General features: G+C 69.3%; 16 protein-coding genes. 6 read left to right on the top strand and 10 right to left on the bottom strand.

Going from position 1 to position 23,006, the window contains the following annotated elements; genetic code table 11:
- The first annotated feature begins 74 nt into the window (after positions 1-74).
- The 6 genes from QZ749_RS22110 (at position 75) to QZ749_RS22085 (ending at position 9,099) form a co-directional block, all read left to right on the top strand.
- Positions 75-1,334: a DegT/DnrJ/EryC1/StrS family aminotransferase gene (locus tag QZ749_RS22110; RefSeq protein WP_296951547.1), complete on the top strand. Its 1,260-nt coding sequence runs from the start codon at positions 75-77 to the stop codon at positions 1,332-1,334.
- On the top strand, positions 1,331-2,344 hold the full coding sequence (locus QZ749_RS22105) for a GNAT family N-acetyltransferase (RefSeq protein WP_296951544.1): 1,014 nt from the start codon (positions 1,331-1,333) through the stop codon (positions 2,342-2,344). The genes QZ749_RS22110 and QZ749_RS22105 overlap by 4 nt, the downstream gene beginning before the upstream one ends.
- Positions 2,345-3,066: 722 nt before the next feature.
- The gene (locus QZ749_RS22100) at positions 3,067-5,310 is read left to right on the top strand and encodes a hypothetical protein (protein WP_296951542.1); all 2,244 of its coding nucleotides are present in this window, start codon (positions 3,067-3,069) and stop codon (positions 5,308-5,310) included.
- Positions 5,310-6,431 (top strand): glycosyltransferase, encoded by a 1,122-nt coding sequence (locus tag QZ749_RS22095; protein ID WP_307726675.1) that lies wholly within the window; start codon positions 5,310-5,312, stop codon positions 6,429-6,431. Before QZ749_RS22100 ends, QZ749_RS22095 begins: the two co-directional genes overlap by 1 nt.
- Positions 6,428-7,534, top strand: a complete 1,107-nt coding sequence (locus tag QZ749_RS22090; RefSeq protein WP_296951536.1) for an acyltransferase — start codon at positions 6,428-6,430, stop codon at positions 7,532-7,534. Before QZ749_RS22095 ends, QZ749_RS22090 begins: the two co-directional genes overlap by 4 nt.
- A gap of 98 nt (positions 7,535-7,632) precedes the next feature.
- Positions 7,633-9,099 carry an oligosaccharide flippase family protein gene (locus tag QZ749_RS22085; RefSeq protein ID WP_296951533.1) on the top strand — a complete coding sequence of 489 codons (1,467 nt, stop codon included), beginning with the start codon at positions 7,633-7,635 and terminating at the stop codon, positions 9,097-9,099.
- A gap of 60 nt (positions 9,100-9,159) precedes the next feature.
- Here QZ749_RS22085 and QZ749_RS22080 read toward each other — a convergent pair whose 3' ends face one another.
- The 10 genes from QZ749_RS22080 to QZ749_RS22035 form a co-directional block, all read right to left on the bottom strand.
- Positions 9,160-11,430 carry a glycosyltransferase gene (locus QZ749_RS22080; protein WP_296951530.1) on the bottom strand — a complete coding sequence of 757 codons (2,271 nt, stop codon included), beginning with the start codon at positions 11,428-11,430 and terminating at the stop codon, positions 9,160-9,162.
- Positions 11,427-12,701, bottom strand: coding sequence for a putative O-glycosylation ligase, exosortase A system-associated (locus QZ749_RS22075; protein WP_296951527.1), 1,275 nt, complete (start codon positions 12,699-12,701; stop codon positions 11,427-11,429). Before QZ749_RS22075 ends, QZ749_RS22080 begins: the two co-directional genes overlap by 4 nt.
- Positions 12,694-13,851: a glycosyltransferase family 4 protein gene (locus QZ749_RS22070; protein WP_296951525.1), complete on the bottom strand. Its 1,158-nt coding sequence runs from the start codon at positions 13,849-13,851 to the stop codon at positions 12,694-12,696. The genes QZ749_RS22075 and QZ749_RS22070 overlap by 8 nt, the downstream gene beginning before the upstream one ends.
- Positions 13,852-14,036: 185 nt before the next feature.
- Positions 14,037-15,944: an XrtA/PEP-CTERM system amidotransferase gene (locus QZ749_RS22065; RefSeq protein WP_296951522.1), complete on the bottom strand. Its 1,908-nt coding sequence runs from the start codon at positions 15,942-15,944 to the stop codon at positions 14,037-14,039.
- A 37-nt stretch (positions 15,945-15,981) separates the two neighbouring features.
- A complete protein-coding gene (locus tag QZ749_RS22060) occupies positions 15,982-17,160 on the bottom strand; it encodes a TIGR03088 family PEP-CTERM/XrtA system glycosyltransferase (protein WP_296951519.1) in 1,179 nt (392 codons plus the stop codon).
- Positions 17,157-18,725 (bottom strand): exosortase A, encoded by a 1,569-nt coding sequence (xrtA, locus tag QZ749_RS22055; RefSeq protein ID WP_296951517.1) that lies wholly within the window; start codon positions 18,723-18,725, stop codon positions 17,157-17,159. The genes QZ749_RS22060 and xrtA overlap by 4 nt, the downstream gene beginning before the upstream one ends.
- Positions 18,716-19,918: a TIGR03087 family PEP-CTERM/XrtA system glycosyltransferase gene (locus QZ749_RS22050; protein WP_296951515.1), complete on the bottom strand. Its 1,203-nt coding sequence runs from the start codon at positions 19,916-19,918 to the stop codon at positions 18,716-18,718. The genes xrtA and QZ749_RS22050 overlap by 10 nt, the downstream gene beginning before the upstream one ends.
- Before the next feature lie 2 nt (positions 19,919-19,920).
- Positions 19,921-21,036 carry a FemAB family XrtA/PEP-CTERM system-associated protein gene (locus QZ749_RS22045; RefSeq protein ID WP_296951513.1) on the bottom strand — a complete coding sequence of 372 codons (1,116 nt, stop codon included), beginning with the start codon at positions 21,034-21,036 and terminating at the stop codon, positions 19,921-19,923.
- Positions 21,033-21,917: an XrtA system polysaccharide deacetylase gene (locus tag QZ749_RS22040; RefSeq protein WP_373896848.1), complete on the bottom strand. Its 885-nt coding sequence runs from the start codon at positions 21,915-21,917 to the stop codon at positions 21,033-21,035. The genes QZ749_RS22045 and QZ749_RS22040 overlap by 4 nt, the downstream gene beginning before the upstream one ends.
- Positions 21,914-23,002: an XrtA/PEP-CTERM system-associated ATPase gene (locus tag QZ749_RS22035; protein ID WP_296951507.1), complete on the bottom strand. Its 1,089-nt coding sequence runs from the start codon at positions 23,000-23,002 to the stop codon at positions 21,914-21,916. Before QZ749_RS22035 ends, QZ749_RS22040 begins: the two co-directional genes overlap by 4 nt.
- Between the last annotated feature and the right edge of the window lie 4 nt (positions 23,003-23,006).

The raw sequence follows: 23,006 nt of genomic DNA, 5'->3' as shown, positions 1-23,006 counted from the left end.
GACGGCCGACCGTGCATGGAAAAGCCAAATTGCAATGTTACCATTCGTGTCGAGCAACGTCGAAACGATACCCCGTGCCCGTCCCAACCGAATCCATGACGCCGTCTTCCCCTGCCGCAGGCGCCGCCGCCGCCGTGCCGGCGCGTCCGCGCGTGCCGCTGGTGCCGCCCCTGTCGGCGGCATCGCTGCGCCGCGTGCGCGGCGCGCCGGCGCGCGCGCTGCCCGGCGTGCTGGACGCGCCGGCCGTGCGCCTGGTGACCAGCGGAAGGATCGCGCTGGCCCTGGCGCTGCGCGAACTGGGCGTGGGGCCGGGCGACACCGTGCTGCTGCCGGCCTACCACAGCCTGTCGATGGTGCCGCCGGTGCTGTGGCGCGGGGCGACGCCGCGCTTCTACCGCGTCGACGCGCAGGCGCGCGCCGACCTCGGCGACATCGCCGCGCAGTGCGACGCCGGCGCCAGGGTGCTGGTGGCGACCCATTACTTCGGCTTCCCGCAGGACCTCGTGGCGCTGCGCGCCTGGTGCGACGCGCGCGGCATCGCCCTGGTCGAGGATTGCGCCCATGCCTTCTTCGGCGAACATGCGGGTAAGCCGCTCGGCAGCCATGGCGACTATGCGATCGCCAGCACGATGAAATTCTTCCCGATGTACGAGGGCGGCGCGCTGGTGTCGGCGCGCCACGCGCTGGACGGGGTCGCGCTGCGCTCCGCCGGCAAGGGCTTCGAGGCCAAGGCGGCGCTGGCCACGCTCGAATATGCGTTTTCCTATGGACGCCTGGGCGCGCTGCGGGCGCTGCTGGCGCTGCCGCTGCGCGCCAAGGACCTGCTGTGGCGCCGCATCAAGGCCGGCCGCCGCGCCGCCGCGGGAGCGGGGGCGGCGGCGGTGGCATTGGCGCCCGGCTCCTCCGACAGCGACGCCAGCTTCGATCCGCACTGGCTGGACAAGCGCACGTCGGCGTTCTCGCGCCTGCTGCTGGCGCGCGTGTCGCGCCAGCGCATCGTCGCGCTGCGGCGGCGCCATTACCAGGCCTTGCAGGCGCTGCTGGCCGGCCGGCCGGGTTGCCGGCCGCTGTTCGCCCAACTGCCGGACGGCGTCTGCCCGTGGCTGTTCCCGCTGCTGGTCGACGACGCCGACGCCGCGTTCGCGCGCGTCCGCCGGCTGGGCGTGCCGGTCGTGCGCTTCGCCGAGACGCTATGGCCGGGCATGGACCCGGCACGCTGCCCGCACAGCGCCTACCTGTCGCGCCACGTGCTGGCCTTCCCCTGCCACCAGGAGCTGGCGCCGGACGAATTCGACTGGCTGCGCGCGCGCCTGGACGAGGTGTTCCCCGCATGAAGTGGACGCTGCTGCCCGCCGCCGGTTTCATGGCGCACGCGGCGCGCTGGGATGCGCTGCGCGCGACGGGGCCGAGCGCGCCGGTGCTGGACAGCTACGTCGTCGGCGCCCTGCTGGACGCCTTCGGCGCCGGCGCCGAGCTGCTGGCGCTGTGCGAGGACGCCGCCGGCCCGGCCGCCGCCGCCGTGCTCGCGCCCCAGGGCGCGGGCCGCTGGGCTACGTTCCAGCCGTCCCAGGCGCCGGTCGGGCCGTGGCTGCAGCGCCCCGGCCTGGACACCGACGCGCTGCTGGCCGGCCTGGTGCGCGCGCTGCCGGGATGCGCGCTGCTGGCGGGGCTGACCCAGTGCGACCCGTTCCTGCTGCCGCGCCCGGCCGGTCCCCGCGCCAGCACCGACGACTACATCGACACCGCGCGCATCAGCGTAGCCGGCGATTTCGACAGCTGGTGGAACGGCCGCGGCAAGAACCTGCGCGCCAACCTGCGCAAGCAGCGCAACCGCCTGGCCGGCGCCGGCATCGCGCCGCGCCTGGAGGTCTGGCGCGCGCCGGAACGGATGGCGCAGGCGGTCGCCGACTACGGGCGCCTGGAGAGTACGGGGTGGAAGGGCCGCGCCGGCACCGCGGTGGCGGCCGACAACGCGCAGGGGCGCTTCTACCGCGCGCTGCTGGAAGCGTCCTGCGCCCTCGGGCGCGGCAGCGTCTACCGCTACTGGTTCGGCGAGGAACTGGTGGCGATGGACCTGTGCATCGAGGAGGGCGACTGCATCGTCGTGCTCAAGACCGCCTACGACGAGCGCGTGCCCGCGCACTATTCCCCGGCGCTGCTGATGCGCGAGGAAGCCTGCCGCCGCCTGTTCGACGAGGGACGCGTGCGGCGCATCGAGTTCTACGGCAAGGTCATGGAGTGGCATACGCGCTGGACCGACGAGATCCGCACGATGTACCACCTCAATCACTACCGCTGGCAGGCGCTCGGCCGCCTGCACGCCTGGCGCCGCCGCGCCGCCTGATTCCCTCCCGGCCCAGCGCTTTTCGGTTACCCCGCAACGGCGGACCGTCCACGGCGCCGCGCCGGCTGCCGGCCGCCCGTCGAGGCGCTTTTCCGGCCGTTCCTTTCTTCCATGCCTTTGCGCTGCCGTTCCGCCGGTCCGCCTTGCGGGTGCGATGGGGGCGCGGTGGGGGCGCGATGCGGGGCGCGATGGGGCGCTGGCGCGCGTGGGTCTCGGGACCCGGCGTGCGCATGGCGAAAACGCCAAGTTTATCGGTATTTTTTATTCAATTATGTAATCGGTATGAATTGAATCCATTCAGAAATTGAAAAGAAATTCACATTTCATTTATTGAATGGAACATGCTCAGCCATATTATTTCGGCTTTGCATTCTTTCCTTATTCCTATATCCTACCCACCCCGCCGCAATGACTTCCGGAAAGTCTGGAAGCCGCATGCCTGCTGGCTGTCAGAGTTTTCATTCTATTCACGAGCGTGAACGATTTTGAAACTTCGATGTATTCGATTTAATTTTTTCGAATCATCAGTTGGATGGGACGTCAATGTTTTTTATTTGACGATTGATGTTCAGTTTATTTTCGATAGAAAAATTGGAATTTTTCGTTGTTTTTTTGTGGAATTTTCGGTTTTTCCGACAGGAAAGGTACACGGAAAGTGTTGACGAGGGTAAAGTTCAGTTCTCGAATGAAATTTCCCACGGCAAACTTAATTGCCCCCAATCATGAAACTGACCACTACCCTGCGTATTAAAAGCCTTGCATCCGCACGACAGATCGCGGGCACCAATGTGATCGCCGTCCTGTCGGCGGCAGCCCTCATGACCGCCTGCGGCGGCGGCGGCGACAGTGCCGGCGTCGGTACCGACGGCAATCGCTCGCTGGCGACTGTAACCAGTGGTTATAAGCCGGTGGCCGTGACCCCGACCACCACCACCCCGGTCACCACTTCCGCGCCCACCGCGCCGGTCACCGGCAGCGCGCTGACCGACGTGCGCCTGGAAAATACCGGCGCCGCCCAGACCAGCGTGCCGTTCACCTTCGGCCAGGTCTTCGTGCAGGGCCAGCTCAAGAGCACCGAATTCCTCACCGGCCGTCTCGACGACGGCACGACCGTGCCGCTGCAGCTGGACGTCAAGGCGACCCACGCCGACGGTTCGGTGCGCCACGCGATCATTTCCGGCGTGCTGCCGGCCCTGGCCGCGAATGCCCAGCCGAAGCTGTCGCTGGTCAAGAGCAGCGCGGCGCCCGCCGGCACCGTCGCCGCCCCGGCCGCCCTGGCCGCCGCCGGTTTCGATTTCTCCGTGCACGCCAAGATCGGCGGCACCGACTACTATGCGTCCGCCGCCGACCTGCTCAAGAGCGGCACCCCGGTCAACTGGCTCAAGGGTACCGTCGCCAACGAATGGCTGGTCTCGGCCCCGCTGCGCACCAGCGCCGGCGCGACCCACCCGCACCTGACCGCGCGCTTCGCCGTGCGCTGGTTCGACGGCGTCAAGAAGGCGCGCATCGACACGACCATCGAGAACACCTGGGCTTTCGAAGCGAACCCGCAGAACTTCACCTATGACGCCTCGGTGGTGTCGGGCGGCAAGCAGGTGTACGCCAAGAGCGGCCTGACCCACTACCACCACGCGCGCTGGCGCAAGACGTTCTGGTGGAACGGCGTCGAGCCGCAGGTCAACGTCAAGCTCAACACGGCCTACCTGATCTCGACCCGCGCGGTCCCGAACTACGACCAGGCCGCCACCCCGAGCGAAGGCACGCTGGCCGGCTACCAGTCCGGCTGGACCGGCGCCGCGATCGAGCCGATGGGCGTGGGCATGGCCCTGGCCTACATGCCGACCACCGGCGGCCGTTCGGACATCGGCATCATGCCGAGCTGGGCGACCAACTACCTGCTGAGCATGGACAAGCGCGCCAAGCTGGTCACGCTGGGCACCGCCGACCTGGCCGGTACCTGGTCGATGCACTACCGCGACAAGAAGACCGACCGTCCGGTGAGCGTGACGAACTATCCGTACATGACCATCCTGGGCCGCGAGACCGACAGCATCAACTGGAACACCGGCAAGTCCGAGGCGTTCCCGGGCTGCGCCGCCGCCACCCTGTGCGACACGCCGTACACCCACGACTCGTCGCACCAGCCGGGCTTCGCCTACCTGCCGTACCTGGTCACGGGCGACTACTATTACCTGGAAGAGCTGCAGTTCTGGACCATGTACAACACGTTCGAGTCGAACCCGAACTACCGCCAGACCTCGAAGGGCCTGTACCAGGACAACCAGGTGCGCGGCCAGGCGTGGAGCATGCGCACGGCGGCCGAAGCGGCCTACATCACGCCGGACAACGACGCGCTGAAGAAGGACCTGGTCGGTTTCGTCAACAACAACCTGGACTGGTACAACGATACCTACGTGAACAATGCCGCCACCAGCAACACGTTCGGCGCCCTGTCCCACGGTTATGCGTACTCGTACTACAACTACACCGCGATCGCGCCGTGGCAGGACGACTTCTTCACCTCGGCGATCGGCCACACCGCGGAACTGGGCTTCACCAAGGCCGCCCCGATCCTGGCGTTCAAGGCGAAGTTCCCGATCCAGCGCATGACGACGCCGGGCCTGTGCTGGATCGACGCCGCCGCCTACACCATGACGCTGCGTAACGACATGTATTCGCCGGTGTACGGTTCGATGGCGGAAGTCTACAAGGCGACCCATGCGGCCGACTTCACCTCGCTGGCCTGCAACAGCCAGCAGATGGCCAGCTACCTGAAGCTGAAGGTCGGCGAGATGACCGGCTACTCGGATTCCCCGATCGGCTATCCGTCGAACATGCAGCCGGCCCTGGCCTACGCCGCGGACGTCGGCGGCACCGGCGGCAAGCAGGCCTGGGCCCTGTTCATGTCGCGTACCGTCAAGCCGGTCTACAACGACCAGCCGCAGTTCGACATCCTCCCGCGCTGATGCGCCGGTTCCGGCCGCGCCGGAACCGCCTGCCGACGGCACCGCGTCCCATGGACCCGGTGCCGTTTTTTCTTTCCGCGCAACGGGCGAGGCGCGCACGATTGGCGCATCGGCTGTCTGTGAGTAAATTGTTTTACAATCGCAAGACTTGTTCTAAATTTAACATCGCGCGCCTGCGCCACCCCACGTCCATGCCCACGATCTCGGTCGTCATCCCGAACTACAACAATGCCTCGACACTGGCCCGCGCGATCGAGTCGGTGCTGGCGCAGCGCCATCCCGCGTTCGAGATCATCGTCATCGACGACGGCTCGACCGACGCGTCGGCCGAGGTCGCGGCCGGTTTCGGCGAGCGCATCCGCTATATCCGCCAGCCCAACGGCGGCGTCTCGGCCGCGCGCAACAACGGCGTGCGCCAGGCGCGCGGCGACTGGGTCGCCTTCCTCGACGCCGACGACATCTACCTGCCGGAACGCCTGGCCGCGCATGCGCGCTGGATCGAGCGCGAGCCGGACATCGATTTCCTGTTCGCCGACCAGGAATACCGCGAACCCGACGGCAAGCTGCTGCAGCGCGCGATCGATGCCAGCGCCTGCGGCCGGGAACTGCTGGCGCGCCATCCGGGCAGCGTCGAGATCCCGATCCGCAAGGACGACTTCGAGGCCTTCGTGGCCGACGGCTTCGCCGAGATCCGCACGCTGACCATCCCGCGCCGCACCTTCCTCGCGCTGGGCGGCTTCCCGGCCGAGCACAAGATCGGCGAGGACCTGTTCTTCTTCATCCGCCTGTGCGCGGCGAGCCGCAAGGGCGGCGTCGTCAACCTGCCGCTGGCGGTCTACTACATCTACCCCGGCAGCGCGCTGCGCAAGGACGTCGTGCTGGCCCAGCGCCGCTACGTCGCGGCGCTCGACGCGCTGGAGCCGGAATTGCGCGGCGCCGACCCGGGCATCCGCCGCGGCTGGCGCGCCAAGCTGCGCCAGGGGCGCCTGAGCCTGGCCTATATGTACCTGCGCAAGGGCGAACGGCGCGCGGCGCTGGCCGCGGTGGCGCCGATGCTGCTGCGCACGCCCTCGCTGACGTCGCTGCGCGACGTGGCATCCATCGTGCGGGGCATCCCGTGACGACGCGCGCCGTCGGACGGGCGATCCCGCCGCACCTGTCGCTCTACCTCGACCTGGTGCGCTTCGCGGCCGCGCTGTTCGTCGTGCTGTACCACACCTGGAGCCTGACGTTTCCCGACCGCCCGTTCAAGTGGCCGGGGCACGAGGCCGTGGTGGTGTTCTTCGTCCTGTCCGGCTACGTGATCGCCCATGCGGCGACGGCGCCGGGCATGACCTTCGGGCTGTACCTGCAGCACCGGATCGCGCGCATCGTGCCGGTCGCCTGGACGGCCCTGCTGCTGGCACTGGCGGCCTGCCTGCTGTGGCCCGGCCTGCCCGGCGCGGAGTCCCTGGGGTGGGGAACGCTGTCGAACGCCCTGTTCATCGCGCAATCGGGGCCGTTCGCGGTCGCGGCGCCGCTGAATCCGCCGTTCTGGTCGCTCAACTACGAGGTCTGGTACTACGCCATCTTCGGCGCCTGGCTGTTCGCACCGGCCCGGTGGCGCGTGGCACTGGTGCTGGCGGCCTGCCTGCTGGCCGGCCCCAAGATCCTGCTGCTGCTGCCGGTCTGGCTGCTGGGCGTGCTGCTGTACCGGCGCATGCCGGCGTGGAAGCCGGCGCTGGCCTGGACCTGCCTGCTGGCCTCGGTCGCCATCGGCGTGCTCATGACCTGGCTCGACGTGTCGGACGTCCTGCGCGCGCACCTGTATGCGCTGGTGCCGTTCGCCTGGCGCGCCCATTATTCGACCCAGTTCTTGTACGACAACCTGCTGGGCCTGGTGGTGGCGATGCATTTCGCGGCCGTGTCCTCGCTCGGCTGGTTGCCGCGCCTGGTCGAACGCGCGGCGCGGCCGATCCGCTGGCTGGCCGGCTGCACGTTCACGCTGTACGTGTTCCACGGTCCGCTGCTGGTGCTGATCCGCGACGTGGCCGGGATCGCGGCGCCGCTGCCGTTCTATGCGGCGATGGCGCTGGGCGTGCTGGTCGCGGCCGAGCTGACCGAGCGCCGCGTCAAGTGGTACCGGGGCCGCATCGCGGCGCTGCAGGGCCGGTGGCGCCGCCCGCGCGCGCCGGCCATCGCCGCGGCGGACGTCACCGATCCGGATGTGCCGCAACAACACTAATGTTTTTCAATCGTGCAATTGGGCGGGAAGCCCGCAGGGTAGAATCGCCGGATTGCCGGAGGCGGCCGGTCCGGTCGAAGGGGTAAGGAAAGTCTGGTATGGCCAATCTGCGTCGTTCGCTCGTCATCAATTTCTTCTCGTCGTCGGGCGCGTCCCTGCTTCAGTTTTTCTGCAGCATCCTGCTGGCGCGGATGCTCAGTCCCAGCGAGATCGGCGTGTTCTCGATGACGGCGGTGTTCGTCAACGTCGCGCACATGTTCCGCGACTTCGGGGTCGCCAGCTATGTGCAGCGCGAACCCGACCTGACGGTCGACAAGATGCGCTCGGCCATCGGCGTGATGCTCGCCACCTCGTGGTCGCTCGCGCTGTTCCTGTTCCTGGTGAGCGCCCCGCTCGGCGTGTGGCTGCGCGAACCCGGGGTCGTGCCGGTGATGCGGGTCCTGGCCCTCGGCTTCCTGATCGTGCCCTTCGGTTCGATCACCCATTCGATGCTGCTGCGCGAACTGGCGGCCGACAAGCAGGCGGTGGTGACCGCGGCCGGCACGCTCAGCTATTGCGTCAGCTGCCTGGGCCTGGCGGCGCTGGGCTGCGGGACCATGAGCCTGGCGTGGGCCAACCTGATCAACATCTCGGTGTGCGCGCTCGTCTACATCCCGTTCCGGCCCAAGGGCATGCCGTGGCTGCCGTCGTTCCGCCACTGGCGCAGTGTCGTCAACTTCGGCGTCGGCACGCTGCTGACCAATTGCGTGCAGGCCGTGAGTGGCGCGATTCCCGACATGTTGCTGGGCAAGCTCGGCAGTGCGCGCCTCGTCGGCCTGCTCAGCCGCGCCACCTCGACGGTGCAGATCTTCAGCTATGCCGCCGGCACCACGATCACCTATGGCGCGCTGTCCTACCTGTCGCAGGCCCACCACCGCGGCGAATCGCTGGCGCCGATCCTGCGCCGCGCCACCTCGCTGCTGACGGGGATCGGCTGGCCCGCCTTCGCCCTGACCGCCGTATTCGGCAGGGACCTGGTGCTGGCCTTGTACGGCTCCGCGTGGATCGATTGCGTGCCCGCCATCGCCCCGCTCGCGCTGGCCGCCGGCGTCACGCTGCTGTTCCAGTACGCGCCGGTGGCGCTGACCGCGATGGGCATGGCCTACCTGGGCGCGGTGCCGCAGCTCGTCACCTGCATCGGGCGCCTCGTGTTCGGCTACGTGCTGTTCGACGGTTCGCTGGTGTCGTTCGCCTGGGCGGTCAGCCTGGCCACGCTGGTGGGCGGGCCGGTGCTGGTCTACCAGCAGACGCGCCACCTGGGCTTCGGCCTGGGCGCGATGTTCGGCTCGGTGGCGGCCAGCGCGCTCGTCACGCTGGTCTGCACCGGCGCCGGCATGGTGCTGCACCTGTTGCTGCCGGAATCGCTGCCGCCCCTGCTGCGCCTGCTGGTGGCGCTGCCGCCGCTGGTCGCCGTCTGGTATGCGAGCCTGCGCGCGACGCGCCATGAACTGCTGGAAGAAGTGCACCGCCTGGCGGGCGCGGCGCGCATGCGCGTGCTGCGCCTGGTGCGGCCGGCGGGGGCGTGATGGCTTGCAGCGTGACCTTGGGCCCCGGCCTGCGCCGGGGCGCTGAGCCGCGTGCGCGGCTCAGCGCTTGCCGGCGCCCAGCACGCGTTCGCAGGTGCGCAGGAACTGGTAGGCGACGGCCGCGGTGCTGTGCTCGCGCGCCAGTTGCAGGCCACCCTCGGCCAGCTGGCGGGCCAGCGCCGGATCGCCGAGGATGCATTCGATCGCGGCGGCGATGTCGTCCGGGTCGTTGCCGTCCACCAGCAGGCCGCTGACGCCGTCCTCCACCGCCTCCACCACGCCGCCGGCGCGCCCGCCGATCACCGGCTTGCGGCAGGCATTGGCTTCGCGGAACACCAGGCCGAAGCCCTCGGTATCGCCGTCCGGCATGGTCCGGTTGGGCATCAGGAACAGGTCGCACAGGCGCAGGTAGCGCAGCAGGTCGTCGTCCGATACCTTGCCGACCAGGGTCACCCATTCCTGCAGGCCCTCGGCGGCGATCAGCCGTTCCAGCTCGGCGCGCAGCTCGCCGTCGCCGACGATCAGGTAGCGCACGTCGGGACGGCGCGCCACCACGCGCTTCATCGCGCGCACGGCCATGTCGGCGCCCTTGCGCGGCACCAGGCGGCCGACGGTCAGGATCACCTGCTTGCCGTGCAGCCCGTGGCGCGCCATCAGTTCCGGATCGCGCTCGCCGGGCGTGAAGCGGTCGACGTCGACGCCGTTCTGGATCAGCACCATCGATGCGGGCGGCACGCCCATCGCGCTCATCGCGTCGCAGGTGAAGGAGCTCACCGCGACCACCTTGTCGGCCGCCAGCAGGAACTGCTTGCGCTTCTGGCCGAGGCGGCCGTCGGTGCGCGTGGTGATTTCCTCGCCGTGCACGTAGATGACCAGCTTGCAGCCGAACAGCTTCTTGAGCGCGATGCCGAGCCAGGAACCGGTCACCAGCTCGCCCACGCACACCAGGTTGATGTCGTGCCGGCGCACCACCTGCGCCGCCTTGTACAGCACCTTCGCATACAGCGGCAGGTCCTGGGTCAGCAGGCGCCACAGCGAGACCAGCTTGTTGGCCGGCGGCGGCATCATCGCCGGGCGCAGCAGGCGGATGCGCTCGACCGGGAACGGCTGCGCGGCATCGTGCTCGCGCCAGCCCGGGATTTCCTGGCGGTTCTGGTAGCTGGTGGTGGCGCTCAGCACGCGCACGCTGCCGGGCGGCATGTGACGGCACAGGTTGTCGTACACGACGGCCGAGCCGCCGTGGATCGGCGTGAAGGTGCTGGCGACCAGCAGGCAGCGCACGTCGGTGCCGCCGCCGGCGGCGGTGGCGCGCGGCGCATCCGGCACCGGGGTCGCGCGCACGAGCATGTTGCGCGCCATCTGGAACGAGATGCGTTCCTGGCTCAGGCCCCAGGGCGTGAAGCGCGGCAGCTCGAACGGGTCGGTGTCGCCCTTCGCCGCGCCCATGCTGGTGGTGACGGCGGTGCGGTAGCCGGCCGCCTTGACCATGTCCACGTGTTCGCGGCTGAAGTCCTTGCCGGGGCGGCCGTTCGGGTAGGCGAAGGCATGCACGGCGCCGCCGATGATGGCTTCGAGTTCGGCCTTGCAGTCGCCGATCTCGGCGCGCGCCTGCTGCGCCGTGCACTCGTTCAGGATCGGGTGGTGCACGGTGTGCGCGCCGATCTCGAAGCCCTTGTTGTGCAGCGTGCGCACCGAGGCGGCGTCGAAGCCGCGCGGCAGCAGCAGCGGGCGGCAGGCCTGCGCCTCGAGCTGTTCCATGGCGTCCAGGCGCTGGCTCAGCGGCGCGTACTTCAGGCGCGCCTGCAACTGCTCGACCAGGCGCTCGCGCGCGCCGGGCTGGTCGAGGTCGGTGTACATGCCCAGGCCGGCCGGCAGCAGGGCGCCGCGTGCCGGCAGCGCGCGCACCGCCGCCAGGATGCGCTCGTGCCACAGCACGCCGCCCTCGAGCGGGCCGGTGGTGATGAAGAAGGTGGCCGGCATCCGGCGCCGCAGCAGGGCCGGGGCGACGTTGTCGATCCATTCCGCGTAGCCGTCGTCGAAGGTCAGCGCGACCGCGCGCGCCGGCAGCGTGCCGCGCTTGAGCGCGGCGCTGGCTTCCGTCAGCGGCAGCACGTTGGCGTTGGCGCCGACGAAGTCGAGGATCTGTTCGAAGCGTCCCAGGTTCAGTTCGCCCGGCGCCAGCGGGTCGGCCAGCGTCGGCACCTTGTGGAACAGCAGCACCGACAGGCGCGCGGCCGGTCCCGCGGGCGACAGCAGCGACAGCATGCCGCGCATCATGGCCGGCTTGACGACGCCGGCGGCGACGGGCGGGGTGGCGCGCGGCACGTTCATCGCGCCGCTTGCGTCTGCAGCGAACGGAACGGCGTCGTGCGCTTCGAGGGTAGCAGGATCTTTTCCAGGCATACGAGGATGACGACGATGTCGTAGTACAGGTCGAAATAGGCCAGCGACAGGAACGAGCCGCTGACGGCATAGCCGATGATGCAGACCTGGCACATGCGCGCCAAGTTTTCCGCCCACTTCAGGTCGGGCTGGGTGGCGCAGTACTTGCGCACCCGCGTGCCGGTGCGCCAGGCGAACACCATCAGCATCATGAACATGGCCAGCCCGACGAAGCCGTGATCGCCCAGCACCTGGAACCAGATGCTGTGCGCCACGTGGTAGTCGAGCGGATTGGGCGCGTACATCGCGAACATGCGCGGGGTGAACACGTTGTAGCCGCCGCCCAGCGGGAAGGTGGAGGCGATGTTGAACGCGAACTTCCAGGCGTTGATGCGGCCCTGGGCCGAACCGTCCTCGTGGTATTCGTCGATGGTGTTCATGCGCTCGAACCAGGCTTCCGGCATCACGGCCGCGATCAGCGCCACCACGGCCAGCAGGATGATCGCGGTCTGCGCCTTCTTCTGGCTGTGGCACCACAGGAAGAACAGCATGGCCACGCCGCCGATCAGGGCGCCGCGCGAATACGAGCCGACCACCGAGACGGCGGTCAGCGCCGTCATCGCCGTCAGGCCCAGCGTGATCCACTTGTTCGTCACCTGGGTGCGCAGGTACCAGATCAGCGGCAGCGTGGTCACCAGCGCCAGCGCCATGCCGTTGTTCTCGGCGATGTAGCTGCCCTCGGGGCCGTAGACGCGGAAGTGGCCGCCCGAGGCCAGCGTGAACAGGCCGCCCTTCAGGCCGAAGATGCCGAGCGACAGGGCGACGATCCAGACGAAGATCTTCAGGTCGCGCGTGTTGTTGATCACCATCATGGTGACGAGGACCATCAGGAAGGTCTTGCTGACGCGGTCCCATTCGCGCCACACCAGTTCCGGCTCCAGCGCGAAGAAGCTGGTGAAGGTCATCCACGCCCCGAACAGCAGCAGGGTCACCGTCACCGGCGTGACCGGCAGGCGCTTGGGCTGCTTGCTGGTCAACATGGCGAGCATGGTGACCCCGGCGATCGCCGCCGCGAACGGGAAGGTATAGGCGAAGCCGTAGGTCAGCCGGTGCGGGTTCATCAGGCTGATCCATGTGAACAGCAGTGCCCCGATCGCCGGCCGCTTGAAGGCGAACGGCAGGATGCCGAAGATGATCAGGGTGATGGCGATGTCACGCATGCGGTCGCAGGGCTCCGAACAGGCCGACCACCTTGCGTGCGTTGGCGCCCCAGGTCAGTTGCATGTCGTCGATGGTGCGCTGGGCGTTCTCGGCCACGCGCGCGCGCAGCGCCGCGTCCTCGCACAGGCGGCTGACGGCGCGCGCCAGCCCGTCCGGGTCGGCCGGGTCGAATAGCACGGCATTGTGGTCCTGGCGCAGGATTTCCTCGATGTTCGGCTGGGCCGGGCCGACGATCGCCTTGCCCAGCGCCAGGTACTCGAACAGCTTCAGGGGCGAGGCGTACGCCACCACGGCCGGCTGCAGGGCGATGTCGAACGCGGCCACGTGGCGCGCCACGTCGTCGCGCCCGACGATGCCGGTGAAGGTCACGCGGTTCTCGATGCCCAGCGCGCGCGCCTGGCGCTCCAGGCCGGCGCGCGCCGGGCCGTCGCCCACCACCAGCAGGTGGCGCGGCGAACCCGGCGGGTCGGCGGCGATCAGGTCGAGCACCTTGTCCAGGCCGTGCCAGTCGCGCACGAAGCCGGTGAAGCCCAGCACCAGGCGCCCGTCCAGGCCGAGCGCGCGCTTGGCCGCGGCGACGTCGGGGGCGCGGTCGAAGCGCTCGCCGTTGATGCCGTTCGGGATCACCACGATGCGCTTCGGGTCGACGCCGTAGGATTGCACGATGTCGCCCAGCACCTGCGTCACCGGCAGCACCATGTCGGCGTTCTTCCATGCGTAGGCCTGCGACCAGCGCGCCAGCCTGGTCAGCGCCAGGCCGTCGTAGCGGCTGCGTTCTTCCAGGATCGGCGCGTTCACTTCCAGCAGCAGCGGCAGCTTGTGGCGGCGCGCGGCCCAGATCCCGGCCGGCAGGAACAGGTTGTAGCGCTCGTAGATGCAGTCCGGCCGGTGGGCGCGGATGGCCTTCGCCAGGCGCCGGTAGGCGACCAGCGAATAGCCCAGCTCCATCAGTTCATAGAACCACTTGGGCAGCCAGCGCTTGAGCAGCGCGACGGCGCCGGCATCGGCGCCGAACGATTCGGTCTCGGCGCTCGGCGGCGCCACGATGACGATCTCGTGGCCCTGCGCGCGCAGCGCATGGATCATTTCTTCGATATGGACGTATTGCCCGTCCTTGGAACGGGTACGGTGGTGGTAGAGGATGCGCACTGGAAACTGCTCCACGTGTGAGACGGATGGCGGGCGGCATGCGGCCTTGCCATCGACGGGTCATGCTGCTGCGAAAAATTTACTTTACGACAGCATCTTACCTTAAATAAATTTAAACTTTCACACGGTAAGATGTGCCGTGCGCGCCTGCGGCAGGGTACCGGAAGGCGCGCCGCCGGCGGTTGTCAGGAAGCGACACTGACGCGCAGGAAGGCTTCGAACATCATCAGCGACCACAGGGCCACGCTGTGGTCCGCGCTGCCGGCCTGGTGCTGCTCGACCAGCCGTTCCAGCGTGCGGCGCTCGAAGATGCCGGTGTCGAGCAGGCGCTCGCCCAGCACGGCGTCGCGCACGGCCTGGCGCAGCGGGCCGCGCAGCCAGGCCGCCAGCGGGATCGAGAAGCCCTTCTTGGCGCGGTACATGATGTCGTTCGGCAAGTGCGGCTCCAGCGCCTTCTTGAGGATGTACTTGCCTTCGCCGCCGTGCAGCTTGAGGTCGTTCGGCAGCGTGGCCGCGTACTCGCAGAAGGTGTGGTCGAGCAGGGGCACGCGCACCTCGAGCGAATGGGCCATGCTGGCGCGGTCGACCTTCGTCAGGATGTCGCCCGGCAGCCAGGTCTTGAAGTCGAGGTACTGGATCAGCGCCAGCGGGTCGTCGGTGGGCGCCTGCGCCGCGTGCCCGCGCATCACCTCGATCGCGCGGTAGCCCTGCAGGCGGCTGCGGAACGATTCCGAGAACAGCTGTTCGCGCTGGCGGTCCGGCAGGCGCGACACGCCGTGGAAGTAGCCTTCGACCAGGTCGCGCGCCAGCGCCTCGAAGGTGGTCTTGGCGCGGAACATGCGCGGCGCCCAGTCGGCCTTCGGGTACAGGCTGCCGAGGGTGCCGAACAGCGGCTTCCTGATCGCGTCCGGCAGCTTCGAGCGCACGCTGTGCTCGGCCATGGCGAAGCGGTAGCGGCGGTAGCCGGCGAAGTTCTCGTCGCCGCCGTCGCCCGACAGCGCCACCGTCACGTGGCGGCGCGCCAGCTGGCACACGCGGTAGGTCGGGATCGCCGAGCTGTCGGCGAACGGTTCGTCGTACAGGCCGGCCAGCGTGTCGATCAGGCCGTAGTCGTCCTTGTCGACGATCTGGGCGTGGTGGTGGGTGCGGTAGCGCTGCGCCACCTCGGTCGCGTACTTCGTCTCGTCGAACTCGGGGTCGTCGAAGCCGATCGAGCAGGTCGTCACGCCCTCGCCGATGCGGCCGTCGGCGTCGGCCGCCATCATGGCGACGACGGCGCTGGAGTCGACGCCGCCGGACAGGAAGGCGCCCAGCGGCACCTCGGATTCCATCTGGTGGCGCACGGTCTCGCGCAGGCGGCCGATCAGTTCCTCGGCGACTTCGGCCTCGGGTCGCGGCGCGGCCGGCTTGAATGCCAGGTCCCACCAGCGGTGCGGCTTGACGTCGCGGTCGCCGACCCGCAGCAGGATCGCATGGCCCGGGCTCAGCTTGTAGGCGTTGTGGAAGATGGTGTTCGGTTCCGGCACGTAGCCGTAGGCAAAATAATCCTCGACGGCGCGCGGGTTCAATTCGCGGGAGAGTTCCGGGAACGTCATGATCGACTTCAGCTCGGAGCCGAACACGAACAGGCCGCCCGGCAGCAGCGAGTAGAACATCGGCTTGACGCCGACGTGGTCGCGCGCCAGGAACAGGGTCTGTCGGCGCCGGTCCCACACGGCGAAGGCGAACATGCCGCGCAGCCGGTGCACGCACTCGACGCCCCAGGCGACCCAGGCCTGCAGCACCACCTCGGTGTCGGACCTGGTGCGGAACACGTGGCCCAGCGCGACCAGCTCGTCGCGCAGCGCGCGGTAGTTGTAGATCTCGCCGTTGAACACCAGCGCCACGTCGCGCGCGGCGTTCAGGAACGGCTGCTGGCCGGTCGCCACGTCGATCACCGACAGGCGGCGGTGGCCCATGCCCAGCCCCTTCTCCAGGTACAGCTCGCCCTCGTCGGGGCCGCGGTGGTGCTGGCTCTCGTTCATGCGCCGCAGCGCTTCGCGGTCGATGTCCCGGCTGCCGTGGGTATCAAAGATGCCGACTATTCCGCACATATCGATGGTTTCCTGCTGAAAATGAAACGATAGCGCGTCAGCGCGTTTTCTGCCCACACAGTCCGTCGTACAGGGCGCCGTAGGCGGCCACCATGGCGCGCAGGCTGAAGCGTTCCTCGACGCGCCGGCGTCCGGCGGCGCCGTGCGCCGCGCGCAGGGCGGCGTCGCCCGCATGGCGTTCCAGCGCCGCGGCGAGCCGCCCGACGTCGCCGGCCGGCACCAGCAGGCCCTGCACGCCTTCGTCCACCACTTCCGGGATGCCGCCCACGTTCGACGCCACCACCGGCAGGCCGCAGGCCATCGCTTCCAGCATCGACACCGGCGTGCCTTCGGCCAGCGAGGGCAGGGCGAACACGGCGAAGCCGTGCAGCAGCGCGGCGATGTCGGCGCGCGCGCCCGGCAGCCAGACGCTGTCCCGCAGGCCCAGCGCCGCGACCTGTTCGCGCACGGCCGGCAGCAGCGGGCCGTCGCCGACGATCGCCAGCTTCAGCCGCGGCGCCAGGTCCGGGCGCGCCGCGCGCAGGCGCGCGAAGGCCTCGACCAGCACCCGGTGGTTCTTGACGTCCTGGACGCGCGCCACGGTGCCGATCACGATGTCGCCGGCGGCCCAGGGCGCATCCGCGGCCGGCGCCCCGCCCGGCGCGAACTTGTCGGTGTCCACGCCGTTCTTGATGAACAGGGTCTTGGCCTGCGGGATGCGCACCACGTCGGCCAGCCAGCGGCGCAGGTCTTCCGAGACCGGGATGAAGCGGTCGACGAAGGGCACCAGGCGCCGGCGCAGGAAGTTGTGCTTCGGGTTCAGGCCGTGCGGATCGGCGGCGTCGCGTCCGTGCTCGGCATGGACGCGCACCGGCACCCCGGCCAGCGTGGCCGTGAACGCGTATTCCAGCGCCGCCAGGTTGTAGGTGTGCAGCACGGCCGGGCGCAGGCGCCGCATCAGGCGCCAGAAACCGAGGTGGGTGCTCAGGCCCAGGCCGGGCGGCTTGCCGAGCGCGTGCAGCGCGACGTCGGCGCGCGCGATGCGCTCGGCGAAGTCGGTGTAGCGGGTCAGGCACACGACCGCGTGCCGGTACGCCGGCATGCGGTTGATGCAGTCGACCAGCAGCGTTTCCAGGCCGCCCACGCCGAGCGCGTACACGAGGTGCACCACCAGCGGCCGCCGGTCGGCGGCGGCGGCCGCCGCGGTGTCGATCGCCACGGGCGCGCGCGCGTTCATCGGGCCCGCTGCGCGTCGAGCGCCCCGTCGATCGCCGCGCCGTGGTCCTGCAGGAAGCGGCGCAGCGTGGCGCGCGCCTGCTCCGGATCGTCGTAGGGCACGGCCAGCATGACGGCGGCGCCGTCGTCGCCGCGCAGCAGCGCCTTGGAGGCGGCCTGGCGCAGCTTGCCGACGTAGTCGCTGCTCGTGTAGTGGCCGCCGATCCACTTGAACGACCACACCAGCAGCGGGCCCTGGCCCTGGGCGCGCAGCACGGTCTCGCGCAGCGCCAGCGGATGGCCGGCCAGCGCCTCGGTGCGGCCGGCGCCCTCGACCTCGTGCCAGGCGTCGTCGTAGTCGGCCAGGCGGTTCAGGGAGCTGATCAGGGATGTCTCCTTGTCCTGGTTGCGGTAGTACAGCACCGTCAGCCCGACCGGCAGGCTGCCCATCCTGTAGACCCGGTGCAGGCGCGCGCGCGGCGCCAGGTAGGCCGGCTTCCAGTCGGTGAACTCGGGCGCCGGCGGCAGGGCCAGCGCCTGCGCGATGGGGGCGAGATCGACCGGCGCCGGGTTGTGGTTGGCGCGCTCGCCCACCCAGGCGGCGGCCGGCCAGACGGCGCACAGGGCCAGCACGGCGGCGACGGTGGCGGCGAAGCGCGGCGGCATCGTGCCGCCGGCCGGGGCGGTGACGTGCACGTCGGCGCATGCCGCCGATGCCGGGGCCGGCTCCGCGCCGTCCTCGCGCCAGTAGCTGCCGATCCAGAACATCAAGAACATGACCAGGCCGAAGAACAGCCAGCCGTAGATGATGTGGTCGACGCCGGTGGCCAGCTCCATGCCGGACAGGTGGCCGATCATCACGATCATGTAGGCGCGCAGGCCGTTGGCGACGATCGGCACGATCACCGACAGGCCGACGAACAGCGCCCGCTTCATGGTCGAGCGATAGGTGAGGTAGGCGTACAGGCTGCCCAGCGTGATCGAGGAGATCAGGTAGCGCACGCCGCTGCAGGCCTCGACCACCGACCAGTTCCCGGTCGGCAGCTCGAAGCGGGTGCCGCTGCGCAGCACCGGGATGCCGGTGGCGCGCACGGCCCAGACGGTGAAGTCGGCGGTGAACTGGATCAGCGGGCCGACGAAGACTTCGCCGAACGGCACCGCGAACAGCAGGAACAGCAGCGGGAAGGCGAGCGAACCGGCCAGGCGCCGGCCGAGCAGGGCCAGGGCGGCGGCCGGGAACATCGCGACGAAGGTGTATTGCGCGACCACCTGCACCTCGCCCAGGCGCGCGGCCAGCCAGCCGGCGCCAAGCACGGCCAGCAGCAGCAGGGCCGGCGGATACGGGCTGGGCGGGTACAGGCGGAAGTTGACGCGTCGGCGCCAGATCAGCCACAGGCTGATCGGTAGGATCACGTAGCCGTGGGCGAACGTCTCGGAACTGTTCCAGACCGAGACGATCGAGGCGACGGTGCCGAAATAGAAGGCGAACGGGGCCAGCAGCGCGATGGCGAGCAGGACGGCGGCATGGCGCGACAGCGGCGGAGAGAGGTGGGCGGCGCCGACGCCGGGAGGCGGTTTCAGGAACATTCGAGGTTCTCTCCTATGCATGCCAGGTTGCTCGACCAGCTGTAGCGGCGTTGCACCTTGGCGCGCGCGGCCTGGCCGATGGCGGCGGCGGCGTCGTCCCGTCCGGCCAGCAGGGCGCCGACGGCGTCGGCGAAGGCGGGCGCGTCGGCGGCCAGCACCAGCTCGCTGCCCGGCTCGGCGTCGATGCCTTCCAGCGCCTGCGGCGAGACCACCACCGGGGTCGCCATCGCCATCGCTTCCAGCACCTTGTTCTGGATGCCGCGCGCGATGCGCAGCGGCGCCACCGCCACCGCCGCGTGGGCGATGTAGGGACGCACGTCGGGCACGGTGCCGGTGACGACGATCCCGGCGCGCTTGCCCAGTTCCTGCACCTGCTGCGACGGGCGCGAGCCGACGATGTAGAACTTCAGGTCCGCGAAGCGCGCGCGCAGGTTCGGGAAGACCTCGTCGGCGAACCACTGCACGGCGTCGACGTTGGGCCAGTAATCCATCGCGCCGGTGAACACCAGCGCGCGCTCGCCCGGCGCGTACGGGCTGGCGTAGTCCTGCGCCGGCGAGAAGTAGTCGGTGTCCACGCCGTTGCTGAAGTGGCCGATCTTGGCGCTGCTCTCCGGCGCCAGGCGGCGGAACAGATCGGCCTCGGGCGCCGACACGAACAGCGAGGCGTCGTAGTCGCGCGCCACCTGGCGCTCGTAGCGCAGCAGCTGCTTCGCCTCGTAGCCGTACAGCAGGCTCATCGGGAACGATTTCTGCTCGGCGTACTGGCGCCATTTGTCGGAGTCGACGTCCACGAAGTCGACGACGCGGCGCGCGTCGCGGTAGGAGGCGGCGTACTGCGCCATCGCCGACGAGAACACCAGCACGCGCTTGACGTCGTGCGCGGCGACGGTGTCGCGTACCCAGCGCGCCATGGCGGCGTCGCGGTAGTACTCGAGCGACAGCGAGCGGTTCTTCAGCAGCGCCGCCAGGCTCTTCACGCGCGCCAGCAGCGGGTTCATCGGCGCGAAATGGCTGCTCGCGCACAAGGCCTGCACGTGCGGCACGTACTGCCAGTCGTCCTTGTCGTCCACGAACGTCGCCAGGTGCACCCGGTAGTGGCGCGCCAGGTGCTTGAGCAGGTGGTAGGAGCGGATCTTGTCGCCCTTGTTGGGCGGGTAGGGGATCCGGTGGATCAGCAGCAGCAGGTCTTCCATGGTCAGCCCAGGTTGCGGACGATGTACGGTCCCATGAAGTTCGCCAGCGGCAGCGGCAGCTTCTTCCACATCTTGATGAACAGCTGGTACTTCGGGTTCAGCGGATTGTTGTCGGGCAGGGCGGCGGCGCCGTACAGCTTGTACTCGTAGGGCAGGTGCTGGGCGGTGAAGCCCCAGTTCTTCTTGAAGTCGTAGGCGCCGGTGCCCAGCTTGCTGCGGCCGAAGTCGAAGACGCGGCAGCCGCGCGCGCTGGCGGCCTGCATCAGGTTCCAGTACATGAAGTCGTTGCCGGCCACCTCGCGCGCCAGGTCCATGCCGCCGCCGTAGTAGGGCACGACCTCGTCGCGCCAGTAGAACGACAGCACGGCCGCCACCAGGCGGTCGTCGGAGGTATAGATGGTGCGCACCTCGCACTCGTCGCCGAAGGTCTGCTGCAGCAGGGCGAAGTATTTTTTCGGGAACACCGGGGTGCCGAGGCGGTGCACGCTGTGCGCGTACGCCTCGAACATGCGCTCGACGTTGTCCTCGACCACGCCGCGCAGGCCCAGCTTGATGCCCTTGCGGACCATCGCGCGCTGCTTGCGCGGGATGGCGTTCAGGTTGGCCTCGTCGTCGCCGCTGATCTCCTTGCGGAAGGTGACGTACAGTTCCTTGGTGTGCCAGCTGGCGTCGTCCGGGTGGAAGCGCTGCATGCCGCGGTATTCGAGGTGGCCCACGCCGAGCTTCTGCGCCAGCGCGTCGGCGGCACCGTCGAGCATGGCGGCGACGCCCGCGGCGCCGTTGGTGGCCGGGCCGCCGTACACGCAGAACGGCATCGCGCCCAGCGAGTGGCCGAACAGGCGGCTCTTGATCTCGGCCAGCGGCAGCACGCCGACGATGCGGCCGTCCTGCTGCACGTAGTAGAAGAAAGTCTTGATGCCGAACGCCCGTTCGATCACCGTCTGCCAGCCGGACAGGTGGAAGAAGGTGGCGTCGGGGCAGGCGCGCACGAACGCGTCCCAGCGCGGGTAGTCCGCGGGCTGGAGCAGGTGCAGCGTCAGCGGGCCGGCCGCGGGGGCGGGAGCGGCGGGGGCGGGGGTGGCGAGCTTGGCCTGGGCGGCTTCGATGATCGAGTTCATGGGCGTCCCAGGAAAATGCGGTCCATGCGGTCCCAGGCGAAGTCGCGCGCCAGGGCGTCGATGCGGCTTTCCATGCGGTCGATGTTGACGTAGTGGCGGAAGCGCGCCTTGGCGCCGATGCCCTCGGGGCGCGGCTGGCCGGGGTCGACTTCCCACGGATGGAAGTAGAACAGGGCGCTCTGGCGGTCGTCGCGGTTGACCTTGGCCATCATCCAGCGCGACAGCGCGTAGGGCAGCAGGCGGAAGTAGCCGCCGCCGCCGGCCGGCAGGTTGCGGCCCATCATCTGGACGGTGGTGATCGGCACTTCGAGCAGGCCGTCCGGCCCGTTCGGGTAGAAGGCGAAGCGCGGCGCTTCCGGCATGCCGTAGTGGTCGTGCACGACCGGGTAGATGCTCGAGCTGTAGCGGTAGCCGGCTTCGCGCAGCACGTCCAGCGCCCACAGGTTGTCGCGGCCGATCGAGAAGCTGGGCGCGCGGTAGCCCAGCACTTCCTGGCCGCCGATGTCTTCCAGCAGGGCCTTGGCCGAGCGCACGTCCTGCATGAACTGGGCGCGGTCCTGGTCGGAGGCGCGCAGGTGGCCGTAGCCGTGGCTGGCCAGTTCGTGGCCGCCGGCGACGATGCGGCGCACCACGTTCGGATGGCGCTCGGCGATCCAGCCCAGCGTGAAGAAGGTCGCACGCACGCCGTGGCGGTCGAACAGGGCCAGGATGCGGTCCATGTTCGCCTCGACGCGGCATTCGCGCGTGGGCCAGCTGGCGCGGTCGATGTACGGCGCGAAGGCCGAGACCTGGAAGTAGTCCTCGACGTCGCAGGTCATGGCGTTGCGGATGCGTTCTCCGGGGGCCGGCGCCGGGCGCGCGGCGAGTTCGTACATGTTCATTTCTGGTTGTCCACGTGAGGGGTTGCCGTCTCGTTCGGCGTGGCGACGATCTTCTTCAGGATCGACAGCACCGAGACGATCGATTTTTCCAGGCGCATCATGCGCTCGTCCAGCATCTCGACGCTGCTGGCGCGGCGCTCGCCGCGGCGCTCGTCCAGGTTCGGGTCGCGCGCCGGCGCCGGGCCGGCCTGCGCATACCCGGCATGCTCGGCATGCGTGGCGGGGGCCGCCGTCGCGGCCGGCGCGCCCGCGGCGGCCAGCGGCTCCGGCAGCCGGTATTCCTCGTCGATGTCGCGGATGACGGTCTCGATCTCTTCCGCGCCGAACGCGTGCAGCTCTTCCAGGTAGCCCATCAGCAGCACGCGGTCCATCAGCGTGTTGATCTTGCGCGGGATGCCGCCGCTGTAGGCGTAGACCGCCGCGTGGGCGCCCTCGTCGAACGCCGGGTCGCCCTGCCAGCCGACGGTGGCCAGGCGGTGCTCGACGTAGGCGCGGGCTTCCTGCGCGTCGAGCGGCCCGAGGTGGTAGCTGGCGATCACGCGCTGGCGCAGCTGCTGCATGCCGGGGCTGTGCAGCGTGGCGCGGAACTCGGGCTGGCCGAGCAGGAAGGTCTGCAGCAGCGACTTGTCGTCGGTCTGGAAGTTCGACAGCATGCGCAGTTCCTCGACCGTGCGCGCCGACAGGTTCTGGGCCTCGTCGATCACGAGCAGGGCGCGCTTGCCCTGGTGGTCGACGTCGCACAGGAATTTTTCCAGGCGCGTCAGCAGGTCGGTCTTGCTGGCGCCCTCGTACGGCAGGCCGAAGGCCGACACCACCATGCGCAGCGTGTCGTCCGGGTCGAGGTGGGTGTTGACGATGTGGGCGGCGACGATCTGGTCCGACGGCAGCCGGTTGAACAGGTTGCGCACCAGCGTGGTCTTGCCGGCGCCGACTTCGCCGGTGACGACGATGAAGCCTTCGCCCTGCGACAGGCCGTACTCGAGGTAGGCCATGGCGCGCTTGTGGCCCTTGCTGCCGAAGAAGAAGTGCGGGTCCGGGCGCAGCTGGAAGGGCTTGGCGGAAAATCCGTAGTAAGTCTCGTACATCTGT

The sequence above is a fragment of the uncultured Massilia sp. genome (assembly GCF_913773735.1).
Taxonomy (GTDB): domain Bacteria; phylum Pseudomonadota; class Gammaproteobacteria; order Burkholderiales; family Burkholderiaceae_D; genus Telluria.
Note: the sequence above shows the minus strand (reverse complement) of the source record. Positions and strands in the feature narration are given on the sequence as shown.

Coding starts and splice junctions, on each gene's coding strand:
- QZ749_RS22040 (WP_373896848.1), bottom strand. CDS start 21,917: ATGAACATGTACGAACTCGCCGCGCGCCCGGCGCCGGCCCCCGGAGAA.
- QZ749_RS22050 (WP_296951515.1), bottom strand. CDS start 19,918: ATGGAAGACCTGCTGCTGCTGATCCACCGGATCCCCTACCCGCCCAAC.
- QZ749_RS22075 (WP_296951527.1), bottom strand. CDS start 12,701: ATGCGTGACATCGCCATCACCCTGATCATCTTCGGCATCCTGCCGTTC.
- QZ749_RS22080 (WP_296951530.1), bottom strand. CDS start 11,430: ATGAACGTGCCGCGCGCCACCCCGCCCGTCGCCGCCGGCGTCGTCAAG.
- QZ749_RS22095 (WP_307726675.1), top strand. CDS start 5,310: ATGCGCCGGTTCCGGCCGCGCCGGAACCGCCTGCCGACGGCACCGCGT.
- QZ749_RS22085 (WP_296951533.1), top strand. CDS start 7,633: ATGGCCAATCTGCGTCGTTCGCTCGTCATCAATTTCTTCTCGTCGTCG.
- QZ749_RS22105 (WP_296951544.1), top strand. CDS start 1,331: ATGAAGTGGACGCTGCTGCCCGCCGCCGGTTTCATGGCGCACGCGGCG.
- QZ749_RS22065 (WP_296951522.1), bottom strand. CDS start 15,944: ATGTGCGGAATAGTCGGCATCTTTGATACCCACGGCAGCCGGGACATC.
- xrtA (WP_296951517.1), bottom strand. CDS start 18,725: ATGTTCCTGAAACCGCCTCCCGGCGTCGGCGCCGCCCACCTCTCTCCG.
- QZ749_RS22035 (WP_296951507.1), bottom strand. CDS start 23,002: ATGTACGAGACTTACTACGGATTTTCCGCCAAGCCCTTCCAGCTGCGC.
- QZ749_RS22045 (WP_296951513.1), bottom strand. CDS start 21,036: ATGAACTCGATCATCGAAGCCGCCCAGGCCAAGCTCGCCACCCCCGCC.
- QZ749_RS22100 (WP_296951542.1), top strand. CDS start 3,067: ATGAAACTGACCACTACCCTGCGTATTAAAAGCCTTGCATCCGCACGA.
- QZ749_RS22060 (WP_296951519.1), bottom strand. CDS start 17,160: ATGAACGCGCGCGCGCCCGTGGCGATCGACACCGCGGCGGCCGCCGCC.